Source organism: Streptomyces thermoviolaceus, from assembly GCF_045209695.1.
Taxonomy (GTDB): Bacteria; Actinomycetota; Actinomycetes; order Streptomycetales; family Streptomycetaceae; genus Streptomyces; species Streptomyces thermoviolaceus.
On sequence record NZ_CP109280.1, the window covers coordinates 3556025 to 3577817 of the forward strand.

Here is a 21793-nt window from a genome sequence, read left to right on the forward strand (position 1 = left end):
GTTCGGACCACCGGGGCGCCGATGGTAGCCGCGCGGGACGTCGCCGCCGGTCCCGGGCCCGGCCGGCCACCCACCCACCGAGTCCCCCTGGTCACCGTCCGCCGACAGATCAAGCCGATAAGGTGACCGGCATGAGTCAGTCGCGCCCCAGGATCAGCAAGGCCGTGATCCCCGCAGCAGGCCTCGGCACCCGGTTCCTGCCGGCCACCAAGGCCACCCCCAAGGAGATGCTGCCGGTCGTGGACAAGCCGGCGATCCAGTACGTGGTGGAGGAGGCCGTCGCCGCCGGCCTCGACGACGTCCTCATGGTGACCGGCCGCAACAAACGGCCCCTGGAGGACCACTTCGACCGCAACTACGAGCTCGAGTCCGCCCTGGAGCAGAAGGGCGACACCGAGCGGCTGGCCAAGGTGCAGGAGTCGAGCGACCTGGCGTCGATCCACTACGTCCGCCAGGGCGACCCCAAGGGCCTGGGCCACGCGGTGCTCTGCGCCGCGCCGCACGTCGGGCAGGAACCGTTCGCCGTGCTGCTCGGCGACGACCTGATCGACCCGCGCGATCCGCTGCTGCAGCGCATGATCGAGGTCCAGCAGACCCGCGGCGGCAGCGTGGTCGCCCTCATGGAGGTCGCCCCCGAGCAGATCCACCTCTACGGCTGCGCGGCCGTGGAGACCACCGAGGACAGCGACACGGTCCAGGTGACCGGCCTGGTGGAGAAGCCGGACCCGGCGGAGGCGCCGTCCAACTACGCGATCATCGGCCGGTACGTCCTCGACCCGCGCGTCTTCGACGTGCTGCGCACCACCGCCCCCGGCCGCGGCGGCGAGATCCAGCTCACCGACGCCCTGCAGCAGCTCGCCCAGGACGTCACGATCGGCGGCCCGGTGCACGGCGTCGTCTTCAAGGGCCGCCGCTACGACACCGGCGACCGCGGCGACTATCTGCGTGCCATCGTCCGGCTCGCGTGCGAACGTGAGGACCTGGGCCCGGACTTTGCGGCCTGGCTCCGCCGTTTCGTAGCCGAGGAGATGTGACGCCTTGAGCAGTGCCGGTCACGACAGCGCCGCCGCCGACCGCCTGTGGTCGGTGGAGGAGCACCTTCAGGACGTCCTCAGCACCGTCCGCCCCCTGGACCCCATCGAGCTGCCGCTGCTCGACGCCCAGGGCTGCGTGCTGGTCGAGGACGTCATGGTGCCCGTCTCCCTGCCGCCGTTCGACAACAGCTCCATGGACGGGTACGCGGTCCGGGTCACGGACGTGGCCGGCGCGAGCGAGGACTTCCCGGCCGTGCTGGACGTCGTCGGGGACGTGGCGGCCGGCACGGCCGACCCGGTCCGGGTGGGCCCGGGGCAGGCCGCGCGCATCATGACCGGCGCCCCGCTGCCGCCCGGCGCCGAGACCGTCGTGCCCGTGGAGTGGACCGACGGCGGCCTCGGCCAGGGACCGGTGCAGGGCATGCGCGCCCGCAGCCTGGCGCCGCAGGGCGCCACCGGCCAGGTGCGGGTGTACCGCCAGGCACCGGCCCGCGCCCATGTGCGCGACAAGGGCAGCGACGTCAAGGCCGGGTCGCTGGCGCTCGAGGCGGGCACGGTCCTCGGCCCGCCGCAGATCGCCCTGCTCGCCGCGATCGGCCGGGGCACGGTCAGGGTCCGTCCCCGTCCCCGCGTGGTGGTGCTCTCCACCGGCAGCGAACTCGTCCAGCCCGGTGAGGACCTGGGCACCGGCCGGATCTACGACGCCAACAGCTTCGCGCTCGCCGCGGCCGCCCGGGACGCCGGCGCCCTCGCCTACCGGGTCGGTGCCGTCGCCGACGACGCCGACACGCTGCGCTCCGTCGTCGAGGACCAGCTGGTGCGCGCCGACCTGCTGGTCACCAGCGGCGGGGTGAGCGTCGGCGCGTACGACGTGGTCAAAGAGGCGCTGGCGCACGCCGGTGACGCGGACGAGCCCGGCGGCGGCGTGGAGTTCCGCAGGCTGGCCATGCAGCCCGGCAAACCGCAGGGCTTCGGCACGATCGGCCCCGACCACACCCCGCTGCTGGCCCTGCCCGGCAACCCGGTGTCGTCCTATGTCTCCTTCGAGCTGTTCGTCCGCCCGGCCATCCGCACCCTGATGGGCCTTCAGGACGTGCACCGGCCCACCGTCCGGGCCCGGTTGACCGCCGACGAGCCGCTGAGTTCGCCCAAGGGCCGCCGTCAGTTCCTGCGCGGCAGTCACGCCGACGGCACCGTGCGGCCGGTCGGCGGCAGCGGCTCCCACCTGATCGCCGCCCTCGCTCGGGCGAACGCGCTCATCGTCGTCCCCGAGGACACCGAGTCCGTGGCACCCGGCGACGAGGTCGAGGTGATCCTGCTCGGCTGAGCCGCCGGGGCGCGCGATACCGTGTCGCGCACACCAGGCCCGCGCGGCACCGCGCCGGGCCCCGACCGGGAGCGCCACAGAGCATGACGACGCCTACCCCGGGGCACACCCCCGGACCCGCGCAGGAGCCGCAGGGCCGCGAGCCCGGACGGCTGACGCACCTCGACGACGCGGGCGCCGCCCGCATGGTCGACGTCTCCGGCAAGGAGGTCACCGCCCGCACCGCCCGAGCCGGCGGCCGTGTCCTCGTCTCGCCGCGCGTGGTGGAGCTGCTGCGCGGCGAGGGCGTCCCCAAGGGCGACGCCCTGGCCACCGCGCGCATCGCCGGGATCATGGGGGCCAAGCGCACCCCGGACCTGATCCCGCTGTGCCATCCGCTGGCGCTGTCCGGTGTGACACTGGACCTGTCGGTCACGGACGACGCCGTGGAGATCGAGGCCACCGTGAGGACCACGGACCGCACGGGCGTCGAGATGGAGGCGCTCACCGCGGTGTCCGTCGCCGCGCTCACCGTGATCGACATGGTCAAGGCGGTCGACAAGAAGGCGGTCATCACGGACGTGAAGGTTCTGGAGAAGACGGGCGGCGCCTCGGGCGACTGGAGCCGGGCATGAGCTACCGCGCGGTGGTGGTGACGGCGTCCAACCGGGCCGCCGCCGGGGTCTACGAGGACACGGGCGGCCCGCTGATCGTGGCCGGCCTGGAGCGGCTCGGGTTCGCCGTGGACGGGCCGCGGGTGGTGCCCGACGGGGATCCGGTGGAGGCCGAGCTGCGCGCCGCCGTCGCGGCCGGGTACGACGTGGTGGTCACCACGGGCGGCACGGGCGTCTCGCCCACCGACCGCACCCCCGAGGCGACCCGCCGGGTGATCGACCACGAGGTTCCGGGCATCGCCGAGGCGATCCGGGCCCACGGCCGGCAGAAGGTGCCCACCGCGGCGCTCTCCCGGGGCCTGGCGGGCGTGGCCGGGCGGACGCTGATCGTGAACCTGCCGGGCTCGGCGGGCGGGGTGAAGGACGGACTGGCCGTCCTGGAGCCCCTGCTGACGCACGCCGTGGACCAGCTGCGCGGCGGCGACCATCCGAGACCCGGCACCGGCAGTGGGGGTGCGCGCTGAACGGATCGTCCTGGCCCGTGGTGCTGACGGAGGGCGACGTCGTCCTCAGGCCGATAAAGCTGCGCGACCAGCGGGCCTGGCGCGAGGTGAACCGGCGCAACCGGGAGTGGCTCAGGCCCTGGGAGGCGACGATCCCGCCGCCCGGGCCGGGCGGCCCGATCACGCAGCGGCCCACCTACCGCCAGATGGTGCGGCACCTGCGGGCCGAGGCCAGAGCCGGCCGGATGCTGCCGTTCGTCGTGGAGTACCAGGGGCGGCTGGTGGGCCAGTTGACGGTCGCCGGGATCACCTGGGGTTCGATGTGCTCCGGGCACATCGGCTACTGGGTGGACGAGGCGGTGGCCGGGCGCGGGGTGATGCCCACGGCCGTGGCGCTCGCCGTGGACCACTGTTTCCGTACCCTCGGACTGCACCGCATCGAGGTGTGCATTCGCCCGGAGAACGGGCCCAGCCGCCGGGTGGTGGAGAAACTCGGATTCCGCGAGGAGGGACTGCGGCCCCGGTATCTCCACATCGACGGGGCCTGGCGCGATCACCTGGTCTTCGCGCTCACAGCGGAAGAGGTGCCCGGCGGTCTGCTGGACCGCTGGCGGCGCACCCGCCGCACCCCGCGCACGGACGACGCACAGGGAGACCGCAGGGGTGACCTGCGCGGCGACCGGCAGAACACGGAAGGGAATGCCACCCGCCCCGGAAATTGAATAAATGTTCGAAAATAAGGGCTGGGTGACCACTCGAGTGGCTTTCTTTTCACCGCCTTGACGGCCTGCTGATCGGATCGGTCACAAAAAAAGTTCGGAGTATCAGCCAGATCGTGCGACACACCGGCCCAATTGGCGTATGCGCTCACGCAAACCCCTCTACCGTGTGAGGCGTGAGCAGCAGCGGCCTCATCTACGCAGTCATCGTCGGGGCCTGGGCCGCCTACTTGGTGCCGATGTGGCTCCGTAGGCAGGACGAGCTGAACGAGGCCCGTCCGACGGAACGCTTCAGCACCGCCATCCGGCTGCTGTCCGGACGGGCGGGCATGGAGCGCCGGTACGCCAGGGACCGGGCGCGCTCCGCCGAGACGGGGGAGAGCGGCATCGTGGACCCGGACGTGATCACCGACTCGGTGGACGTCCGGGCCTTCGCCGTGCCCCCCACCGGCGAGCACGAGCGCCCCTCGGCGCGCGAGGGGGCAGGGCCGCCGGACGCCCTCGCGCGGTCCGCCGCCGACGGCGCATCGTCGCGCAAGCAGGCGCCCGCGGGCCGAGGGCCCGCGCCCGGCGCCCAGGCGGCCGCAGCGCGCGCTCGGCGCTCGAAGGTCCTTGCGCGCCGTCGCCGCACCACCATCGTGCTCTTCCTCGCCTTCACCCTGGGCACCATCGTCGCCGCCGTCGGCGGCGTCGCCTTCCTGTGGGCGCCCGGCGTGCCCGCGGTGCTGCTCAGCGCGTACATCGCCTACTTGCGCACCCAGGAGCGCCGCCGGTTCGCGTTCCAGATGGACCGCCGCCGGGCCGAGGCCGCCGCGCAGCGCCTGCGCGAGAGCAGACGCCCGCCGCACCACCGCACCGGCGCGGACGTCGAGGACGAGCCCGGCGAGGGCCCCGGACCGCACAGCGACCCGGGCCTGTCCGCGCTCGCCGCCGACCGCCGCGCGCTGGTGGAGCAGACCGATCACGCCGAGTGGCTGGACCAGCAGCGCGAGCGTCGCCGCTGCCCCGGCCGCGGCGAGAGCTGGGACCCGGTGCCGGTGCCGCTGCCCACCTACGTGACCGCGCCGGTCGCCCCGCGCGCCACCTCCGACGTGGACCTCGGCGCCCCCGACACCTGGAGCTCGGCCCGCTCCTCCGCCGCCGTCCCGGAGCAGGAGGCCGCCGCGGCCGGGGACGGAAAGCCGGGCGAGGACCGGCCCGCCGCCGGCGGCCGCACCGACGCACGCCGTGCCGCCTCGGCGCGCCGCTCCCGCGAGCGCGGCCGCACCCCGCTGTTCGACCAGTACGAGGACGGCGACCGGCCGCGCGCCGCCAACGAGTAGCCCCCGGTCGCCCGCACCACCGGCCGGTCCGGGAGCGGATTTCCGACCACCGGGATCGGGGTGCTACAGTTTCACTCGTTGCAAGGGCCTGTGGCGCAGTCCGGTAGCGCACCTCGTTCGCATCGAGGGGGCCAGGGGTTCAAATCCCCTCAGGTCCACGCAGCACGAAGCCCCCGTCGGGAAACCTGACGGGGGCTTCGCCGTTGCCGTGACACCGTGGCCGGGGCCGGTGCCGAAGAAGCCGGCCCCGAGTCGAACGTCCTAGTCCTGCAGTCGCTTGGCGAAGCACAGGCTCGACTCGTACTCCCGGTAGTAGCCGAACTTGGCGCACGGCTCGTAGCCGCTGGAGGTGTACAGGGCGATCGCCTCCGGCTGCTGGTCGCCGGTCTCCAGCACCATCCGCAGCCGCCCGGCGGCGCGGGCGTCCTCCTCCAGCGCGGCGAGCATCCGGCGGGCCAGGCCCCGGCCGCGCATCGCCGGGATCACGTACAGGCGCTTCAGCTCCGCGTCGCCGTCCTCGTTGCCCTCGCCGTTGGCGTCCTGGCTGCGCCAGCCGCCCGAGGCCACGGGGGTGCCGTCCGTGTCGTAGCCGAGCAGGTACAGGCCGCGGGGCGGCTGGAAGTCCGACGGGTGCAGCGGCGTGGCGTCGCCGCCGTCGCCGTAGCGCTCGTGGTACTCGGCCTGGACCTCGTCGTTGAGCTTGACGGCGTCCGGGTGGTCGAAGGGAACAGGGCGGATGATCATGTCGGTGTCCGTACGTCCATGCGGGAGCTGATGCGGGGCGCGGCCTGGCCGCGGGCCCTGTCCAGTGTGCCGGTACAGTGCCGGGGTGCTGACAGTGACCTCCGCCAATGTGAACGGACTGCGCGCCGCCGCCCGCAAGGGCTTCGTGCCGTGGCTCGCCGCCACCGGCGCCGACGTGCTGTGCCTGCAGGAGGTGCGCGCCGAGCCGCACCAGCTCCCCGAGGAGGTCCGCGCCCCCGAGGGCTGGCACGTGGTGCACGCGCCGGCCGCGGCCAAGGGCCGTGCGGGGGTCTCCCTCTACACCCGCCGCGAGCCGGACCGGGTCCGCATCGGCTTCGGCTCGGCGGAGTTCGACACCAGCGGCCGCTATGTGGAGGCCGACCTGCCGGGTGTGACGGTCGCCTCCCTCTACCTGCCCTCCGGCGAGGTCGGCACCCCGCGGCAGGAGGAGAAGGTCCGCTTCATGGACGAGTTCCTCGCCCACCTCAAGCAGCTGCGCGACAAGGCCGCCGCCGACGGGCGCGAGGTGCTGGTCTGCGGCGACTGGAACATCGCCCACACCGAGGCCGACCTGAAGAACTGGCGCGGCAACACGAAGAACTCCGGCTTCCTGCCGGAGGAACGCGCCTGGCTCGGCCGTGTCCTCGACCCGGACGACGGCGGCTACGTCGATGTGATGCGCGCACTGCACCCGGACGTCGAGGGCCCCTACAGCTGGTGGTCGTACCGGGGCCGGGCGTTCGACAACGACACCGGATGGCGCATCGACTACCACATGGCCACACCCGGTCTGGCGGCCAGGGCCGTCAAGGGAGTCGTCGAACGTGCCGCCACGCATGCCGAGCGGTGGTCGGACCACGCGCCGGTGACGGTCGTGTACGACCTCTGAATACGCGGTCGTGTACGACCTCCGGCCTCTGAGCAGGTCTGAGTGCGTCTGAGTACGGCCCTCTGCGGCGGACGGCACCGCCGCCGCCCTTGCTCGCCCGCGCAGATGTGAGTCGAACACATACGTGGCAACTGAACGCCTGTCAGATTTTTTCCAGCCAATCCGGCGAATGCGCCAAATGGCGTAGACCCGTTCCCCCGACGTGCCGTCTACTGGTGGGGCCGCGAGCCCGGCGGCACTTCACGGGGAGCACGGGGAGGCACGCTCATGGCGGGAGAGGCCACGCACCGCTGGATCCTGGCGCTGGACGTCGAGAACTTCAGCACGCGCCGGGATCCCGTCCAGAAGCGGGTGCGGGCGGCGATGTACCGGGCGCTCGCCTCCGCCATGGAGCGGGCCGGCCTCGCCGCGGCGGACACCGTGACGGAGGACCGCGGCGACGGGGTGCTGATGCTGGTGGCTCCGACGGTCTCCCCGCTGCTGATCGCCGGGCCCTTCGTGGACGAACTGCGCCAGGAGCTGCGCGAGTACGCGGAGCAGACCAACGCGGAGCACGCGATGCGGCTGCGCCTGGCGCTGCACCAGGGGCTGGCGGCCCGGGACGAGCGCGGCTGGTCCGGTGACGCCGTCAACACCGCGTGCCGGCTGGTGGACGCCCGGCAGCTGCGGGACGCGCTCACCGCCGCGCCCTCGGCCCACCTGGTGTTCGCCGTGTCCGGGGAGGTGCACCACGCGGTGATCCGGCACGGCCACCGGGGCATCGACCCGGCGGCCTACCTGCCCTGCACCGTCACCACCAAGCACGGCGAGACGATCAGCTGCTGGATCACCGTCCCCGGCCGTCCGGCCCCGGCAGGCCTGACCGGCACGGCTCCCGGCACGACCCCCGGTGCGGCGACGCCCGGACCGGCCGGTGCGCCGTCCGGCCCGTCCGGCGCCCAGGGCTCGGCGCCGGCCGCCCGGCCCGGTGTGGCCCAGCACGCCGGAACCGTCCGGGGCGACCAGATCGCCGGGGACAAGAACGTGACCGTCCACACCAGCGGGAGCGTGCGGCTGTGACGGGCGGCGCGTCTCCGGCCGCCGGCGCCACCGGGGGCAGCGCACCGGCGGCCGGTCCGGGGGGATCCGCGGCGGACGCGGCGGGGAGCACCACGCCGCCGTCCGCCGCGGGCCCGGCCGGCCAGAAGCCTCAGGACGCCCACGAGACCACGCCCGCGTCCGGCGGGGAGGAGAGCACGGCGCCGCAGCCGCCGCAGTCCGGTCCCGGCGCCGAGTCGTACGAGGCGACCGGCCGGCTCGGGCAGGGCTCGCAGCGGCGCGGGCACCTGCGCAACGCCGTGGCCAACGTCGAGGGCGACCTGGTCGGCGGCGACAAGTACGTGGTGCTGCTGGGCGGCACCCGACGCGGACTGCGCGTGCTGTCCCCGCTCGTCGCCGAACGCGTCCGGTTCGCCTACTGCGCTCCGGCCGACTTTCCCGACGCCCGGGACGCGCTGCTCCGCCAGCGGCTGCTGATCCTGCGCGGGCCGGCCGGGTACGGCAAGACGGCCATGGCCGTACGGCTGCTGCTGGGCGCGTGCCAGGGCACGGTGTACCACCTCGACGGCGGCGTGGACCTGTCCACCCTGGCCGACCGGCTGGAGAGCGACAGCGGGGTGATCGAACCCGGCGCCGGCTTCCTGCTGGAGCAGCCCGACGACATCGGCGGCCTCAGCCGTGAGACGTACGACAAGGTGCAGGGCGCGCTGGCGCAGGCCGATGCCTGGATGGTCGTCACGGTGAGCACCGGTGAGCTGTCCGATGCCGAACTGCTCGCCGGCGTGCGGGACGTCACCGACGCACCGCACCCGTCGGAGGTGGTGCGCGCCCACCTGCGCTGGCGGATCGGGGAGCACGACGCCGACCGGCTGATGGCCCGCGGCGACGTCCGCGGCGTCGTCACCGAACTGCTGGGCGACCACCCGGCCTGCCGGCAGGCCGGTGAACTCGCCGCCGCCATGAGCGAGCACTACGAGCTGCACGGCGCCGTCGATCCGGACCGGCTGCGGGAGCACCGGGCCCGTCTGGAGGCCGAGGACTTCGAGATCTGGGCCGAGAGCCTGCCCGACGCCGCCACGCGCAGCTTCGCGCTCGCGCTGGCCGTGCTCAACGGGCTGCCGCAGGAGGACATCGCCCAGGCCGCGCGCTCGCTGCGCAGCCGGCTGGAGGACGGCAGCCCCTACCTGAGAGCACCCGGCCCGGACGGACACGTTCCGCGCGACAGGCACCTGTTCGACACCCCGCGGCGGCGGCAGCTGCTGCGGCTGCGGGCCAGGGAGGTGGACCCGCCCGGCGGCGAGCCCGGGAGACTGCTCGAGTACAAGGACCCCGGCTACGCACGCCGGGTCATCGTGCACGCCTGGACCCAGTACGAGGTGCAGGCCGAGATCCTCGACTGGCTTCAGGAGCTGGTCGTCCACCCCTCCGAACAGGTGCGCGTGCACGCGGCCGCCACCGGGCTCGGGGTGCTCGCCGCCGAGTCCTACCGGACCGTCGAGCGCCGGGTCCTGACCCGCTGGGCACTCAGCGACAGCCCCGCGCGCCGCACCGCCGTCGCCTACGCGCTGGCCGTGGCCTGCCAGAACGGCTGGGTGAAGGAACAGGCGACCGGCCTGGTCGAGGGCTGGTACGCCGACCAGGACCGCCCGGCGCTGCAGGCGACCGCGGCCCGGGTGCACGGTCTGGGCGCGGTGTCGGACCAGCCGGTCGGGGAACTGACGCGGCTGCTCGCCGTGGACAGCGTGACGGTGGCGGTGGCCGTCGGGTCCGCGCTGGCCGACCTGGTGGCCGCCGACCCCGACGTGACCGGGTCCGTGCTGGCCATGCTGCGCGGCAGGGCGGAGCAGCACCGTTCGAGCCGGGCCGCGACGCTCGCCTTCCTGATCGTGGCCGCGCAGGTCGTCGTGGAGACCAAGGAGGCGGAGCCCGACGCGGCGGTGCCGGAGTGGCCGACCCTGCTCCATCTCGCCCACCGGCGCCACGAGTTGCGCGATCCGTTCGTGCGGTTGTGGCGCTGCGCGCTGAACGAGTCGTTCTTCCACCACGAGGCGAAACAGGTGCTCCTGCAGTGGGCGCGGCTGGCGGAGCGGGACGCCGAGCTGCGCGAGCGGTTCCGCCTGCTGGTCGGCGCGATCGCGCACGAGGACGTGCGCTCGGGACGCATCCTGCGCGGCTGCGCCGAGGACTGGGTGCACCCGGACCGCATCGTGCAGCTGCCGCTCACCGCCCGCGTGGTGCGTGCGCAGCTCGACGTCGAAGGGGTCTGACGGATGTCTGTACGGCTGATTCTCAACGATCGCGCGATCGCCCGCGGTCAGGTGGGCGATCTGCCCGACCTGCCGCCCGCGGTGGCGATCGTCTACCCCAAGGAGGGAGGCCCGTTCGAGGTCGAGAGAGTCCGTACCCGCACCGAGCGCTGGTTCGGCAGGGGCCGGCCCTGCTACGTCGTCGACCTGAGCGACCACCGGCGCCGGGCCAATGTCACCAAGACCCCGCTGACCTGCAAGGACGGTGGGCACCGGTTCCAGGCGACGGTCGACGTCGGCTTCCGTGTGCACGATCCGGTGACGGTGGTCGCCCGCAATGTGCGCGACGCCCTGGCCGTCGTCTACGGCTATCTGACCGACCGCATCCGGCTGTGCGCCGCCCGCTTCGCCATCACCGAGGCCATGGCGGCCCAGCTGGCGATCAACCAGGAACTGGACCGGGAGATCCTGCTGCCCGAGGGCATCGCGATCTACTACTGCAAGGTCCAGATGGAGCCGGACGCGGCGGCCGCCCAGTACATCCGGGACCTGGAGGAGGCCCGCAGGCGTGCCCGGCTCGACGTGCACCAGCACGAGGCGAAGCTCGGGCGGGCCCGCTCCGAGGAGGAGATCGAGGATCTGCGGGCGGCGGCGCGCAGGCGCCGCGAGGCGGAGGAGCGGGCGGCGCTGGCCGGCGGGACGCTGGACTTCGAGCGCCTCATCCGGGAGCACCTGGCGCGGCACCCGGGGGAGACCTCGGAGGCGATCGCCCAGCTCGTCCAGCTCCGTGCCGGCGAGGCCACCCAGCACGAGCTCCGTGACCAGCGGCACGCCGAGATGGTCAAGTACCTGATCGAGCGGGGCGTGGTGCGCGAGGTCGATCTGCCGGGGCTGCGGCAGGGCGTACTCGGCCCGAGCGCCGCGGGCACGGGAGTGTCCGGTGTGCTGGAGCGTCCCGACGCCGGCACCGCCCCGTCGTTCGGCTCCGGGGTGGTGCCCCAGCTGCCCGACTACTCGGCGTCCGCACCGGTGTCCGCGCAGGCGGGCGGGGCGGTGCAGTGGGGCGGAGGCTCCGCCGCGGCCGCTTCCGCACCGCCGAGCGGGCTGATCCCGGTGTATCTGGTCCTGGACATCTCGACGGAGTCGTCCGGCTGCCTCACCGATCTGCAGAACATGCTGCGGTCGGTGCAGACCGCGCTGGCGAACAGTCCCGACGTGGCGGCCGCGGTGCGCCTGTCGGTGATCACCTACGCCGACGGGGCCGATGTGGTGCTGCCGCTGACCCAGGTGTCCTGGCGCACCGGCGTGCCGTCCCTGGCCGTGGCGCCCGGCTGCCGCTACCGGCCCGCGCTCAAGCGGCTGCTGCAGCTGGTGCCGCTGGAGACCGAGCGGCTGAAGGAACAGGTCCCGCGGGTGCTGCGCCCGGTGGTGTTCTTCCTGGCCGTCGGCGAGGCCGAGGACGACACCGAGTGGCCCGCGGCGCATGCGGAGCTGATGGCGCACACGTACCACCCGCACCTCGTGGCGTGCGGCATCGGGCGGGGGCGGGCCCGTGCGGTGCAGCGCCTGGCGTCGCGGCCCGAGCTGGGTGTGGTCGCCGTGGACGGAGCGGACACGGCGCAGTCGGTCGTGCAGTTCTCCGTACTGGTGCAGCAGACGCTGCTGCACCTGGGGCGGAGTGCGCTCGCCGGCCGGATGGAGCTGCGGCTGGACTGCCCGCAGGGGCTCCGGCCGGTGGCCGGCGAGTGAGGAAGCGGAAAGGGCGAAGGGAAGAAGTGGGATGGCTGACACGCTGGGGCAGCTGCTGCCGGTGTACGTCCTCGCGGACGAGTCGGGGTCGATGACGCCGTACGTCGGCGACCTCAACGAGGGGATGAAGTCGCTGCACGTGGCGCTGTTGGGGGAGCCGATGGCGGCGGCGAAGGTGCGCTTCTCGGTGCTCGGGTTCGCCAGCGGTGTCACCGAGCGGCTGGTGCTGGCGGATCTGCGCAGCGAGGCCGAGCTGCCGCGTCTGTCGGCGGGCGGCGGAACGGACTACGACGCGGCGTTCGGGGCGCTGCTCGAGCGCATCCCGCAGGACGTGACGACGCTGAAGTCCCAGGGGTACCGGGTGCACCGGCCGGCCGTGTTCTTCCTGAGCGACGGGCAGCCGACGTGCGGCGAGGAGTGGCGGCAGACGCACCGCCGGCTCGTCGACCGGTCCGTGACCCCCGCGGCGCCCAACATCATCGCGTTCGGGATCGGCGAGGCACGCGCGGAGACGATCCTGTCCGTGGCGACGCAGCAGGACTTCGCGTTCGTGTCCCTGCCGGGGGCGCAGCTCGGTGAATCCATCGCCCGGTTCTTCACCGCGCTCACCAAGAGCGTGGTCGAGTCGGGCAACGCGGTGGCCTCGGGGCAGGCCGAGCTGGTGGTGGAGAAGCCGGAGGGCTTCCGGCTCGCGATCGACGAGGTCTGAGGTGGAGGAGCGGGTGCGGTTTCGCTGGAGCAAGGACCGGGCGGGCCGGCGGCAGGGCGCACCGGACCGGCCGTCGGACGAGACACGCGACGACACGCGGCACGTCCCCCTGGGCCCGCCGGCCGCCGGGCGGCAGCCGGACCCGCCGTACCAGGTGCCCGACTACGCGGTGCCGGACTACCGGGTGCCGGACTACCGGGTCCCGGAGTACTCCGGCCCGGACCTGACCGCCCCGGACCTGACCACCCCGGACCTGACCGCTCCGGACCTGTCCTCCCCGGCCACCGGATCCGGCCCCGGGTGGGCGTCCTCCTCGCAGGGCGGCCCGGCGCGGCAGGAGACCGAGTGGTGGCACGGCCCGCCGACGCCGGGGTCCGGCAGCGGCCAGCACGCCGCAGGCCCGGGCACCTCCCCGCCGCTCCCGCCCGCCACGACCGGCCCCGCGGTCCCGTCGTACACCGCCGCACCGGGACCGGGCCCCGAGCGGTACGGCGCCCGCTCGATGCCCGGCCCGCAGCCGCCGCAGACCCGCAGCCCGCAGCCGGACGAGATCCACGGCACCCCGGTGCGCCCCGCGTCGGGGGCTGCCCCGCAGGGCGGCCGGGCACCCGCGCCGTCCGCGGCGGATCCGGCGCGGCACGGCGGCGCCCCGTCTCCCGCGCAGCCCTGGCCGACGCCGGTCCACGGTGCGTCGGGCCGGCACGCGGCCCCGCCGTCGCCGTACCAGGGGCCCGTCCCCGCGGACCGCCGGGCGCGGCCCGGACCCTCCTGGCCGGGGAGCACGCCGGGTGCGGCCGGCCGGACGGAACGGATCGTGATCGACCGGCCCGCCGTCCGGTTCGAGCCGAAGCCGCCGCCCGCCGACCCCTACCGGCCGGACACCGTCTTCGACGGCTGGTCGACGTCGCAGCTGACGGTGCGGCTGGCCTCCGTGCGCGGGGACGCGCACCGGTCCGCGGGGCTGCCCCGGCAGGACGACGTGGTCGTCGCCTGCCACGAGCCGACCGGCACGGTGGTCTTCGCGGTGGCCGACGGGGTCTCGGCCGCGCCCCGGTCGCACGTGGGCGCGGCGCTGGCCTGCCGCACGGCCGTCAACGACCTGCTGGTGCAGCTGGACGAGGACCGGCCCGGCCCGGACTGGTCCCGTGTCGTCCGGTCCGCCGCCTACCAGCTGCTGATGCGGGTGGCGGGCGGCCGGGAACCGGACGAGCAGGACCGGGTGCAGGCCGTCAGGACACTGGCGACGACCCTGGTGACCGGCACCGTCGCCCCGACCCGGGACGGCGCCCTGCAGGTCACGCTGGTGCGCGCCGGCGACTCCTCCGCCTGGTGCCTGCACCAGGGCCGGTACGCGCCGCTGCTGCACGACGAGGACCCGGGCGCCGACGGTGTCTCCAGCACCGCGGTCGTCGCCCTGCCGCGGATCGCGGGGCAGGTGCGTCCGCTGACGCGCACCCTGCCCGGGGACGCCGTGCTGCTGGTGGGCACCGACGGCTTCGGTGTGCCGCTGGGGGACGGCACCGGACTGGTCGGGCAGATGTTCGCGCGGGAGCTGACCGTGCCGCCCGTGCAGCCCGGGACGCTGGCCCGCCTGCTGGACTTCTCCCGGGAGACGTTCGACGACGACCGCACCCTGCTCGCCGTCTGGTCCCGTCACCGTCTGCCCGGCGAGCCGGGGGAGAAGCGGTGACGCACACGGAGGTGACCCGGATCGGCCACGCGGACCTGACGCTCGGCCGCGAGCTGGGCAAAGGGGGGCAGGGCACGGTCCGGGAGATCGAAAGGCTGCGGATCAACGGAAGCTGGCCGGTGGCGTACAAGGAGTACACGCCCGAGGCGCTGCGGCAGCTGCGGACCGACGTGCTGGAGCGCATGGTGGCGTTCCTGCCCGCCCAGCCGGCCGCGGTCGGCGAGTGGCTGGCGCGGAACACGGCCTGGCCCGCGGCGCTGGTGACCCGGGGAGCGGACGTCAGCGGTTTCCTGATGCGGCAGATCCCGGACGAGTTCTTCCTCACCATGCCCTCGGGCGACAGGAAGACGGCCGGTTTCGAGTTCCTGCTGAACGAGCTGTCCTATGTGCGCCGGATCGTCGGTGAGGTGTCGCCGCGTCAGACGATGGGGCTGCTGCTGGCGCTGGCCGGGACGCTGCATCGGCTGCACGGGCTGGGCGTGGTCGCCGGTGACCTGTCGCCGAAGAACCTGCTGTTCAGCCTGTCCGGTGCGGAGCCGGGCTGTTTCCTCATCGACTGCGACGCGATGGGCGTGGGCGGCGACTGGGCGCTGAAGCCGGTGCAGACGCCGGACTGGGAACTGCCGTCCGGTGAGGCGCTCGGGACGCCGCAGGGCGACGTCTACAAGTTCGCGCTGCTCGCGGTGCGGCTCTTCCTGCACGCACAGCAGGGCAAGGACGTGGAGGCGCTGCGGCGCGCCGACCGGGCCGTCGGCGACCTGGCGGAGCGTACCCTGTGCGCCCCGGCGGCCGGCCGTCCCGCGCTCGGCGAGTGGCTGGAGCCGCTGCGCCGGGCCTGTGCCACCGCACCGGTCACCTGGCCGGCGACGGCGCCCAGGCCCGGGGCGGCAGCGCCGCAGTCGGGCCGGCCGGCCGCCGGGGCGAACCGGCCCGGTGCCCCTGCCGGGGCGGGCACCGCGCACGTGCCGCCGCCGACCCCCAAGCCCCCGTCCCGGGCCCGCTCCACCGCCGCCGTGCTCGCGGTGATCGCGCTCGTCATCGTTGTACTGGCCTGGCGGGCGCACGACCGAGACGACAGCGACGGCGGGTACGACGGCAGCACCGATGGCAGCAGCTACAGCAGCACGGTGGAGAACGACACCACGAACGGCACCACGAACGACACCACCACCGACGACACCTCCACGAGCGACTCCGTGACTCCCGAGGACACCCGCGCGGACCAGGTGGCCGAGCTGGGCAGGCTGCTGGCCGACAACGCGGGCCGGCGCGACGACGTCGCCGATGCCGTGCGGTCGATGACGCGGTGCACCGGCCTGTCGTCCGCCCGTGAGGTGTTCGTCGAGGCGGCGGCGACCCGCACCTACCTGGTGACCCGGCTCGACTCCCTGAGCGACAGCGCCCTGCCCGTCGGCCTCACCTCCGTCCTGCGCACCGCGTGGGACAGTTCGGCGGACGCCGACCGCGCGTACGCGCGCGTGGTGGACGAGGTGGCGGGCGACTGCTCCGGGTCCGCCGTCGTGCACTCCGCGGCCTGGCAGGACGCGGACGAGGCGAGTGCCGAGGCGACGCGGGCCAAGCAGGAGTTCGTCGCACGGTGGAATCCGCTCGCCGAGGAGTACGGCGAAAGGACGCTGGAATGGACGGACCTGTGAGGGAAGCACGGACGCACCTGTGAGGGTCAGCCCGCACCGCCCTCGCTGACGCGTTTCAGCGCGTCGGGGTTGTCGAGGACCAGCCGGGTCCGGCCGGTCCTCACCCAGCCGTCGGCACGCCACTGCTCCAGCACGCGGCTGACGGTCCTGCGGGAGCCGAGGACGAGCCCGGCGATGTCGTCCTGGGACAGCGGCAGCGCGATCTCGACGGCACCGGAGGCGTGGCGCCGGCCGTGGACCGCCGCGAGGTGAAGCAGCAGTCCGGCCAGCCGGGAGGCGAGCGGGTCGGCGCCCGCGGCCGTGCGGTGCCGGTCGGCGTCCCGCAGGCGGGCCGAGAGCATCCGGTGGACGGCCTGGGTGACGACGGGGTGGTCGCGGGCGGCCGCGCGGAAGAGGTCGGCGGGGATCACCAGCGCCCGCACGGGGGTGAGCGCGGTGACCGTCGCCGAACGGGGGCCGCGGTCGAGTCCGGCCTGTTCGCCGATCAGGTCGCCGGGGCCGCGCAGGGCGAGCACCGCCTGGTAGCCGGCGGCCGACTCGCTCGTCACCTTCACGCAGCCGTCGCCGATGACGATGAGGTGGTCGGTGAGGTCGTGCTGGTGCAGCAGGTGGTGCCGGGCCGGGTAGGTGGTGATGCGGCCCGCGTTCCGCAGCGCGGTGCGTGCGGGCGCGTCCAGCAGGTCCCAGAACGAGGCACGGCCGGGCCCGCCGCCCGGCGGGCCGCCGGTGGGGAAGTCCGTGCCCATGACCGTCCCTTCTGCGCAGCCGAGGCGGTCAGCCCGTCAGTGCGCCGACCGCGATCAGGGCACCACCGCCCACCGCGACGAGCAGCGACTGGCGCACCAGCCGCTGTTTGATCCACAGAATGCGGCTCATGGCGACGATCTGGCGGCTGAGCGCGGGCAGCGGGTCGTGTTCGCGCAGGCTCTCCTCCAGTTCGGCGGGGGTCAGGTGCCGGATGTGACCGTAGAACACGAAGTCGTCCCGGTGGGCCGGTCTGCGGTGGCCTTCGCGGTCGTGGCGCGGCAGCACGGCGAGGACGGCCAGGACGACGGAGACCGCGAGCAGCGCCACCCCCGCCCACAGCACCGTCCGCGCGAAGGCACCGGAGATGCCCAGGCCGTGGTCGGAGCCCGCCAGGGTCACCACGGCGGCGAGCATCGCGGACTCGATGGCCAGGGCGAAGGACGCCTTGGCGTCGGCCGTACGTGTCGACTCCGCGAGCGTGCCCTGCAGCTGCCAGGCGTGTCGCGTCGCGTCCTCCTGCGTGACCTGTGATGGCTCGGACACGGTCGCCCCCCTTGTGTCTCCCCGGTGCCGCCGGCACGCCCTCTGCCTCCCGGGGCGGCACGGGCACATGGCGACGCAGGGGACGTTACCCGTCCCCCTGCTTCTGCAACCGCCGGTCCAGGGCCAGCGACAGTTCGGCCTCCACCACGCTCTTGGCCAGGGGGCGCAGGCGGTGCAGGTCGTCCAGCGGGGCGTGACGGGTGATCAGGTCGGTGAACAAGTCCGCGAGTGCTTCGGCGTGTTCGCGCACCTGTCGGCCGGCGTCCAGGACCTCGGCGAGCGGGATGCCCTCGCGGACCAGGGTGGCGGAGACCTCCAGCAGGCGGCGGCTGATGTGGACGAACTCGTCGCCGTCGGTGCCGACATAGCCGAGGTCCATGGCGGCGGCCAGGTTCTCGGCGGTGACCTCGCCGGCGAAACGGTCGGCGAGTTCCTCGGGGGTGAGGCGGACCGGGACCTCCTCGGTGGGGGTGCCCAGGCCCAGCAGGTCGGCGACGTCGCGGCCGTGGTCGAAGGCCTCGGCGAGTTCGGCGATGCCGTTGAGGGTGTGGCCGCGTTCCAGCAGGGCGGTGATGGTGCGCAGACGGGCCAGGTGGTGGTCGTCGTACCAGGCGATGCGGCCCTCGCGGCGGGGTGGCGGGATCAGCTTGCGTTCGCGGTAGAAGCGCAGGGTGCGCACGGAGATGCCGGCCAGCCGGGCCAGTTCCTCCATGCGGTACTCGCGTCTGCCCTGTCGGTTCTCCGTGTCCTCTGCCACGGTCGAAGCCTATGGCGTACCGCCGGTAACTTCCTGCCTCCGCACCCCTACCGCTCGGTACGGGGCTGTTCTACAGTCCCATTGCGCCAGTGTTCACTGGCAAGGTTCCGAGGGGATGCGTGGAGGCTTCGCAGATGGCCGAGCACGAGCATGTACGGGTGGCGGTGATCGGGTCCGGCTTCGGCGGGCTGGGAGCCGCGGTGCGGCTGCGCCGCGAGGGGATCACCGACTTCGTCGTCCTGGAACGGGCGAGCAGCGTCGGCGGCACCTGGCGCGACAACAGTTATCCCGGGTGCGCCTGCGACGTTCCCTCGCACCTGTACTCGTTCTCCTTCGCACCCAACCCCGACTGGCCGCGCACCTTCTCCGGCCAGGAGCACATCCGCGTCTACCTGGAACACGTCGCCGACACCTTCCGGCTGCGCCCGCACATCCGCTTCGACACCGAGGTCAAGCGCGCGACCTGGAACGCGGAGCAGGTGCGCTGGGACATCGAGACCACCAGCGGCACCCTCTCCGCCGACGTCGTGGTCAGCGCCACCGGCCCGCTGTCCGACCCGAAGATCCCGGACATCCCGGGCCTGGACACCTTCCCCGGCGAGGTGTTCCACTCCGCCCGCTGGAACCACGACTACGACCTGACGGGCAAGCGGGTCGCCGTGATCGGCACGGGCGCCTCCGCCATCCAGATCGTGCCCGCCATCCAGCCCGAGGTCGGCCGGCTCACCCTGTTCCAGCGCACCCCGGCCTGGGTGATGCCCCGCATGGACCGCCCGATCGGCTCCCTGGAGCGCTCCCTGCAGCGCGCGCTGCCCCTCCTGGGCCGGCTGCGTCGCGGAGTGCAGTGGGGCATCCGGGAGTTGCAGGTCCAGGCGTTCACCAAGCACCCCGACGAGCTGCGCGTCGTCGAACTGCTGGCCAAGCGGAACATGGCCCGCGCCATCAAGGACCCGCAGCTGCGCGCCAAGCTCACCCCCGACTACCGCATCGGCTGCAAGCGGATCCTGCTGTCCAACACCTACTATCCGGCGCTCGCCCAGGACAACGTGGACGTGGTGGCCAGCGGGCTCAGCGAGATCCGCGGCTCCACCGTGATCGCCGCCGACGGCACCGAGGCCGAGGTCGACGCCATCGTCTTCGGCACCGGCTTCCACGTCACCGACATGCCGATCGCCGAGCGGGTGGTGGGCGCCGACGGCCGCACCCTGGCCGAGAGCTGGAAGACCGGCATGGCCGCCTTGCGCGGCACCAGCGCCGCCGGCTTCCCGAACTTCATGATGGTCATCGGCCCCAACACCGGCCTGGGGAACTCCTCGATGATCCTGATGATCGAGTCCCAGCTGAACTACATGGCCGACTATCTGCGGCAGTTGCGCGTCCTCGGCGGCAAGGTCGCCCTCGACGCCCGGCGCAGCGCCGTCGACGCCTGGACCGACCGGGTGCAGGAACGGATGAAGCGCACCGTGTGGAACACCGGCGGCTGCACCAGCTGGTACCTGGACGCCAGCGGCCGCAACACCACCATCTGGCCCGGCACCACCACCGAGTTCCGCCGCGCCACCCGGCGGGTGGACCTCGCCGAGTACCAGGTGATCCGGGCACCGCGCGAGGGGGCGGGACACACCGCGGCCGCCACGGAGGTGACGGCGTGAGCCGCCTGCCCCACGACCCCTACGCCCCCGTCACACCCGTGCGCGAACTGACCGTCACCTCCGCCGACGGCGCCCGGCTCCACGTCGAGCTGCACGGCCGCGTCGGCGACCCCGCCGCGCCCGCCGTCGTCCTCGCCCACGGCTGGACCTGCTCCACCGCCTTTTGGGCCGCGCAGATCCGCGACCTGGCCGTGGACCACCGGGTCATCGCCTACGACCAGCGCGGCCACGGCCGCAGCCCGGCCCACCCCCGGTGCAGCACCGACGCGCTCGCCGACGACCTGGAGGCGGTGCTGGCGGCGACCCTGGAGCCGGGGGAGAAGGCGGTGATCGCGGGCCACTCCATGGGCGGGATGACGGTGATGGCCGCTGCCGGACGCCCCGGCTTCCGCGAGCACGCCGCGGCCGTCCTGCTGTGCAGCACCGGCAGTTCGCACCTGGTGGCCCGCTCCACGGTCGTGCCGATCCGGGCCGGCCGGCTGCGCACCTGGCTGACCGGACGGATCCTCGGCTCCCGCGCCCCGCTCGGCCCGGTCACACCGGCGTCCCTGCGGATCCTGAAGTACGCCACCATGGGCCCGTACACGGCACCGCACGTGGTCGAGGCCGGCGCGCGGATCGTGCACGCCTGCCCGCGCCGGGTGCGCCACGCCTGGTCGCGGGTGCTGGACCAGCTCGATCTCGACGACGGGGTGCGGCAGTTGACGGTGCCGACGGCGGTGGTGCAGGGCACGGCCGACCGGCTGACCCCGCCCGTGCACGCCCGCTTCCTGAAGTCCGCGCTGCCCGAGTGTCTCGGGGTGAGCGAACTGGCCGGCGTCGGGCACATGACGCCGCTGGAGGCGCCCGAGCACATCACCGGAGGGATCCGGGACCTGGTCGCCGCGTATCTGCGCGGCGCCGACCACACAACGGACGACAACGCCGAACGGATCGGAGAGGGCGCATGAGCACAACGAGCCTGGAGGGGAAGGTCGCGGTCGTCACGGGGGCCGCGCGGGGCGTCGGGGAACTGCTGGCCCGCAAACTCTCCGCACGCGGCGCGAAGGTGGCGCTGGTCGGCCTGGAACCGGACGCGCTCAAGCAGGTCGCCGAGCGGCTGCACGGCGAAAGCGCCCACTGGTACGCCGACGTCACCGACCACGAGACCATGGCCCGCGTCGCCGCCGAGGTCGAGGAGCACTTCGGCCGGGTGGACATCGTGGTCGCCAACGCCGGTGTGGCCACCGGCGGTCCGTTCACCGACTCCGACCCGGTCTCCTGGCGGCGCGTCATCGAGGTGAACCTCATCGGGTCGGCGGTCACCGGCCGGGCGTTCCTGCCGGCGCTGCTGCGCAGCCGCGGCTATCTGCTGCAGATCGCCTCCCTCGCCGCGATCACCCCGGCGCCGATGATGTCGGCGTACTGCGCCTCCAAGTCCGGTGTGGAGGCGTACGCGCACAGCCTGCGCGCCGAAGTCGGCTTCCGCGGCGTGCAGGTGGGCGTGGCGTACCTGTCGTGGACCGACACCGACATGGTGCGCGGCGCCGACCAGGACGAGGTGATGCGGCAGTTGCGGCAGCGGCTGCCGTGGCCGTCGAACAAGACCTACCCGCTGGGCCCGGCCGTGGACCGGATCGTGGACGGCATCGAACGCCGCGCCGCCCATGTCTACGGGCAGTGGTGGCTGCGGGGCATGCAGGGCGTGCGCGGCTACCTGCCGGGGGTCATCGCCACCGTGGGACGGCGGGAGATGCGCCGGTTCGCGGACCGGCTGTCGGAGATCCGCACCGGGCTCGTGGGGGCGGGCGGGGCCGCCGACGAGCAGCACCGCAGCACCGCGTCGGCCACCGTGCGTAGTTGATCGACATGCGCAGGGTCACCGCCCGTGTGAGCC

20 protein-coding genes and 1 tRNA gene are annotated in these 21793 nt (G+C 73.8%); 17 read left to right on the forward strand and 4 right to left on the reverse strand.

The annotated features are described in order from the left end of the window. The first annotated feature begins 131 nt into the window (after positions 1 to 131). From galU to OG899_RS15665, 7 genes are all read left to right on the forward strand, one after another. Complete coding sequence (gene galU / locus OG899_RS15635; protein ID WP_125497890.1) at positions 132 to 1034, forward strand: UTP--glucose-1-phosphate uridylyltransferase GalU; 903 nt, start codon at positions 132 to 134, stop codon at positions 1032 to 1034. 4 nt (positions 1035 to 1038) lie between these two features. Further along, positions 1039 to 2361, forward strand: a complete 1323-nt coding sequence (gene glp, locus OG899_RS15640) for a gephyrin-like molybdotransferase Glp (RefSeq protein ID WP_168131742.1) — start codon at positions 1039 to 1041, stop codon at positions 2359 to 2361. Positions 2362 to 2444: 83 nt separating this feature from the next. Continuing rightward, entirely contained in the window at positions 2445 to 2975 is a 531-nt protein-coding gene (gene moaC / locus OG899_RS15645) for a cyclic pyranopterin monophosphate synthase MoaC (RefSeq protein WP_125497891.1), read from the forward strand. Next, positions 2972 to 3478: a molybdenum cofactor biosynthesis protein B gene (locus OG899_RS15650; RefSeq protein ID WP_125497892.1), complete on the forward strand. Its 507-nt coding sequence runs from the start codon at positions 2972 to 2974 to the stop codon at positions 3476 to 3478. The genes moaC and OG899_RS15650 overlap by 4 nt, the downstream gene beginning before the upstream one ends. Positions 3479 to 3498: 20 nt before the next feature. Further along, a complete protein-coding gene (locus OG899_RS15655) occupies positions 3499 to 4179 on the forward strand; it encodes a GNAT family N-acetyltransferase (RefSeq protein ID WP_125497931.1) in 681 nt (226 codons plus the stop codon). 173 nt (positions 4180 to 4352) lie between these two features. After that, a complete protein-coding gene (gene glpR, locus OG899_RS15660; protein ID WP_125497893.1) occupies positions 4353 to 5498 on the forward strand; it encodes a gephyrin-like molybdotransferase receptor GlpR in 1146 nt (381 codons plus the stop codon). Positions 5499 to 5582: 84 nt separating this feature from the next. After that, positions 5583 to 5656, forward strand: a tRNA-Ala gene (locus OG899_RS15665). Between the two features lie 103 nt (positions 5657 to 5759). Here the strand turns inward: OG899_RS15665 and OG899_RS15670 are convergent. Next, on the reverse strand, positions 5760 to 6242 hold the full coding sequence (locus tag OG899_RS15670; protein ID WP_125497894.1) for a GNAT family N-acetyltransferase: 483 nt from the start codon (positions 6240 to 6242) through the stop codon (positions 5760 to 5762). Positions 6243 to 6327: 85 nt separating this feature from the next. Here OG899_RS15670 and OG899_RS15675 point away from each other — a divergent pair, with 85 nt between their 5' ends. The 7 genes from OG899_RS15675 (at position 6328) to OG899_RS15705 (ending at position 16218) form a co-directional block, all read left to right on the forward strand. Next, complete coding sequence (locus OG899_RS15675; protein ID WP_168131741.1) at positions 6328 to 7131, forward strand: exodeoxyribonuclease III; 804 nt, start codon at positions 6328 to 6330, stop codon at positions 7129 to 7131. A gap of 267 nt (positions 7132 to 7398) precedes the next feature. Then, positions 7399 to 8190 (forward strand): hypothetical protein, encoded by a 792-nt coding sequence (locus tag OG899_RS15680; RefSeq protein ID WP_168131740.1) that lies wholly within the window; start codon positions 7399 to 7401, stop codon positions 8188 to 8190. Continuing rightward, the gene (locus OG899_RS15685) at positions 8187 to 10436 is read left to right on the forward strand and encodes a hypothetical protein (RefSeq protein WP_189427783.1); all 2250 of its coding nucleotides are present in this window, start codon (positions 8187 to 8189) and stop codon (positions 10434 to 10436) included. The genes OG899_RS15680 and OG899_RS15685 overlap by 4 nt, the downstream gene beginning before the upstream one ends. 3 nt (positions 10437 to 10439) lie before the next feature. Continuing rightward, positions 10440 to 12164: a hypothetical protein gene (locus tag OG899_RS15690; RefSeq protein WP_125497898.1), complete on the forward strand. Its 1725-nt coding sequence runs from the start codon at positions 10440 to 10442 to the stop codon at positions 12162 to 12164. A 31-nt stretch (positions 12165 to 12195) separates the two neighbouring features. Then, positions 12196 to 12873 carry a hypothetical protein gene (locus tag OG899_RS15695; RefSeq protein ID WP_168131738.1) on the forward strand — a complete coding sequence of 226 codons (678 nt, stop codon included), beginning with the start codon at positions 12196 to 12198 and terminating at the stop codon, positions 12871 to 12873. Between the two features lie 13 nt (positions 12874 to 12886). Then, positions 12887 to 14563, forward strand: coding sequence for a protein phosphatase 2C domain-containing protein (locus OG899_RS15700; protein ID WP_189427782.1), 1677 nt, complete (start codon positions 12887 to 12889; stop codon positions 14561 to 14563). After that, positions 14560 to 16218: a hypothetical protein gene (locus OG899_RS15705; RefSeq protein WP_189427781.1), complete on the forward strand. Its 1659-nt coding sequence runs from the start codon at positions 14560 to 14562 to the stop codon at positions 16216 to 16218. The genes OG899_RS15700 and OG899_RS15705 overlap by 4 nt, the downstream gene beginning before the upstream one ends. Positions 16219 to 16244: 26 nt before the next feature. Here OG899_RS15705 and OG899_RS15710 read toward each other — a convergent pair whose 3' ends face one another. The 3 genes from OG899_RS15710 to OG899_RS15720 all read right to left on the reverse strand — a co-directional run bounded on the left by OG899_RS15710 (position 16245) and on the right by OG899_RS15720 (position 18220). After that, a complete protein-coding gene (locus tag OG899_RS15710) occupies positions 16245 to 16964 on the reverse strand; it encodes a Crp/Fnr family transcriptional regulator (protein ID WP_125497901.1) in 720 nt (239 codons plus the stop codon). A gap of 28 nt (positions 16965 to 16992) precedes the next feature. Continuing rightward, positions 16993 to 17508, reverse strand: a complete 516-nt coding sequence (locus tag OG899_RS15715) for a Pycsar system effector family protein (protein WP_125497902.1) — start codon at positions 17506 to 17508, stop codon at positions 16993 to 16995. Between the two features lie 85 nt (positions 17509 to 17593). After that, complete coding sequence (locus tag OG899_RS15720) at positions 17594 to 18220, reverse strand: MerR family transcriptional regulator (RefSeq protein ID WP_125497932.1); 627 nt, start codon at positions 18218 to 18220, stop codon at positions 17594 to 17596. Between the two features lie 179 nt (positions 18221 to 18399). On the opposite strand from OG899_RS15720, the gene OG899_RS15725 reads away from it, so the two are divergent. The 3 genes from OG899_RS15725 to OG899_RS15735 are packed head-to-tail and all read left to right on the forward strand — an operon-like array spanning position 18400 to position 21760. Beyond that, positions 18400 to 19917, forward strand: coding sequence for an NAD(P)/FAD-dependent oxidoreductase (locus OG899_RS15725; RefSeq protein ID WP_168131736.1), 1518 nt, complete (start codon positions 18400 to 18402; stop codon positions 19915 to 19917). Then, a complete protein-coding gene (locus OG899_RS15730) occupies positions 19914 to 20867 on the forward strand; it encodes an alpha/beta fold hydrolase (RefSeq protein ID WP_189427780.1) in 954 nt (317 codons plus the stop codon). The genes OG899_RS15725 and OG899_RS15730 overlap by 4 nt, the downstream gene beginning before the upstream one ends. Further along, positions 20864 to 21760, forward strand: a complete 897-nt coding sequence (locus tag OG899_RS15735; RefSeq protein WP_125497905.1) for an SDR family oxidoreductase — start codon at positions 20864 to 20866, stop codon at positions 21758 to 21760. The genes OG899_RS15730 and OG899_RS15735 overlap by 4 nt, the downstream gene beginning before the upstream one ends. The last annotated feature ends 33 nt before the right edge of the window (positions 21761 to 21793 follow it).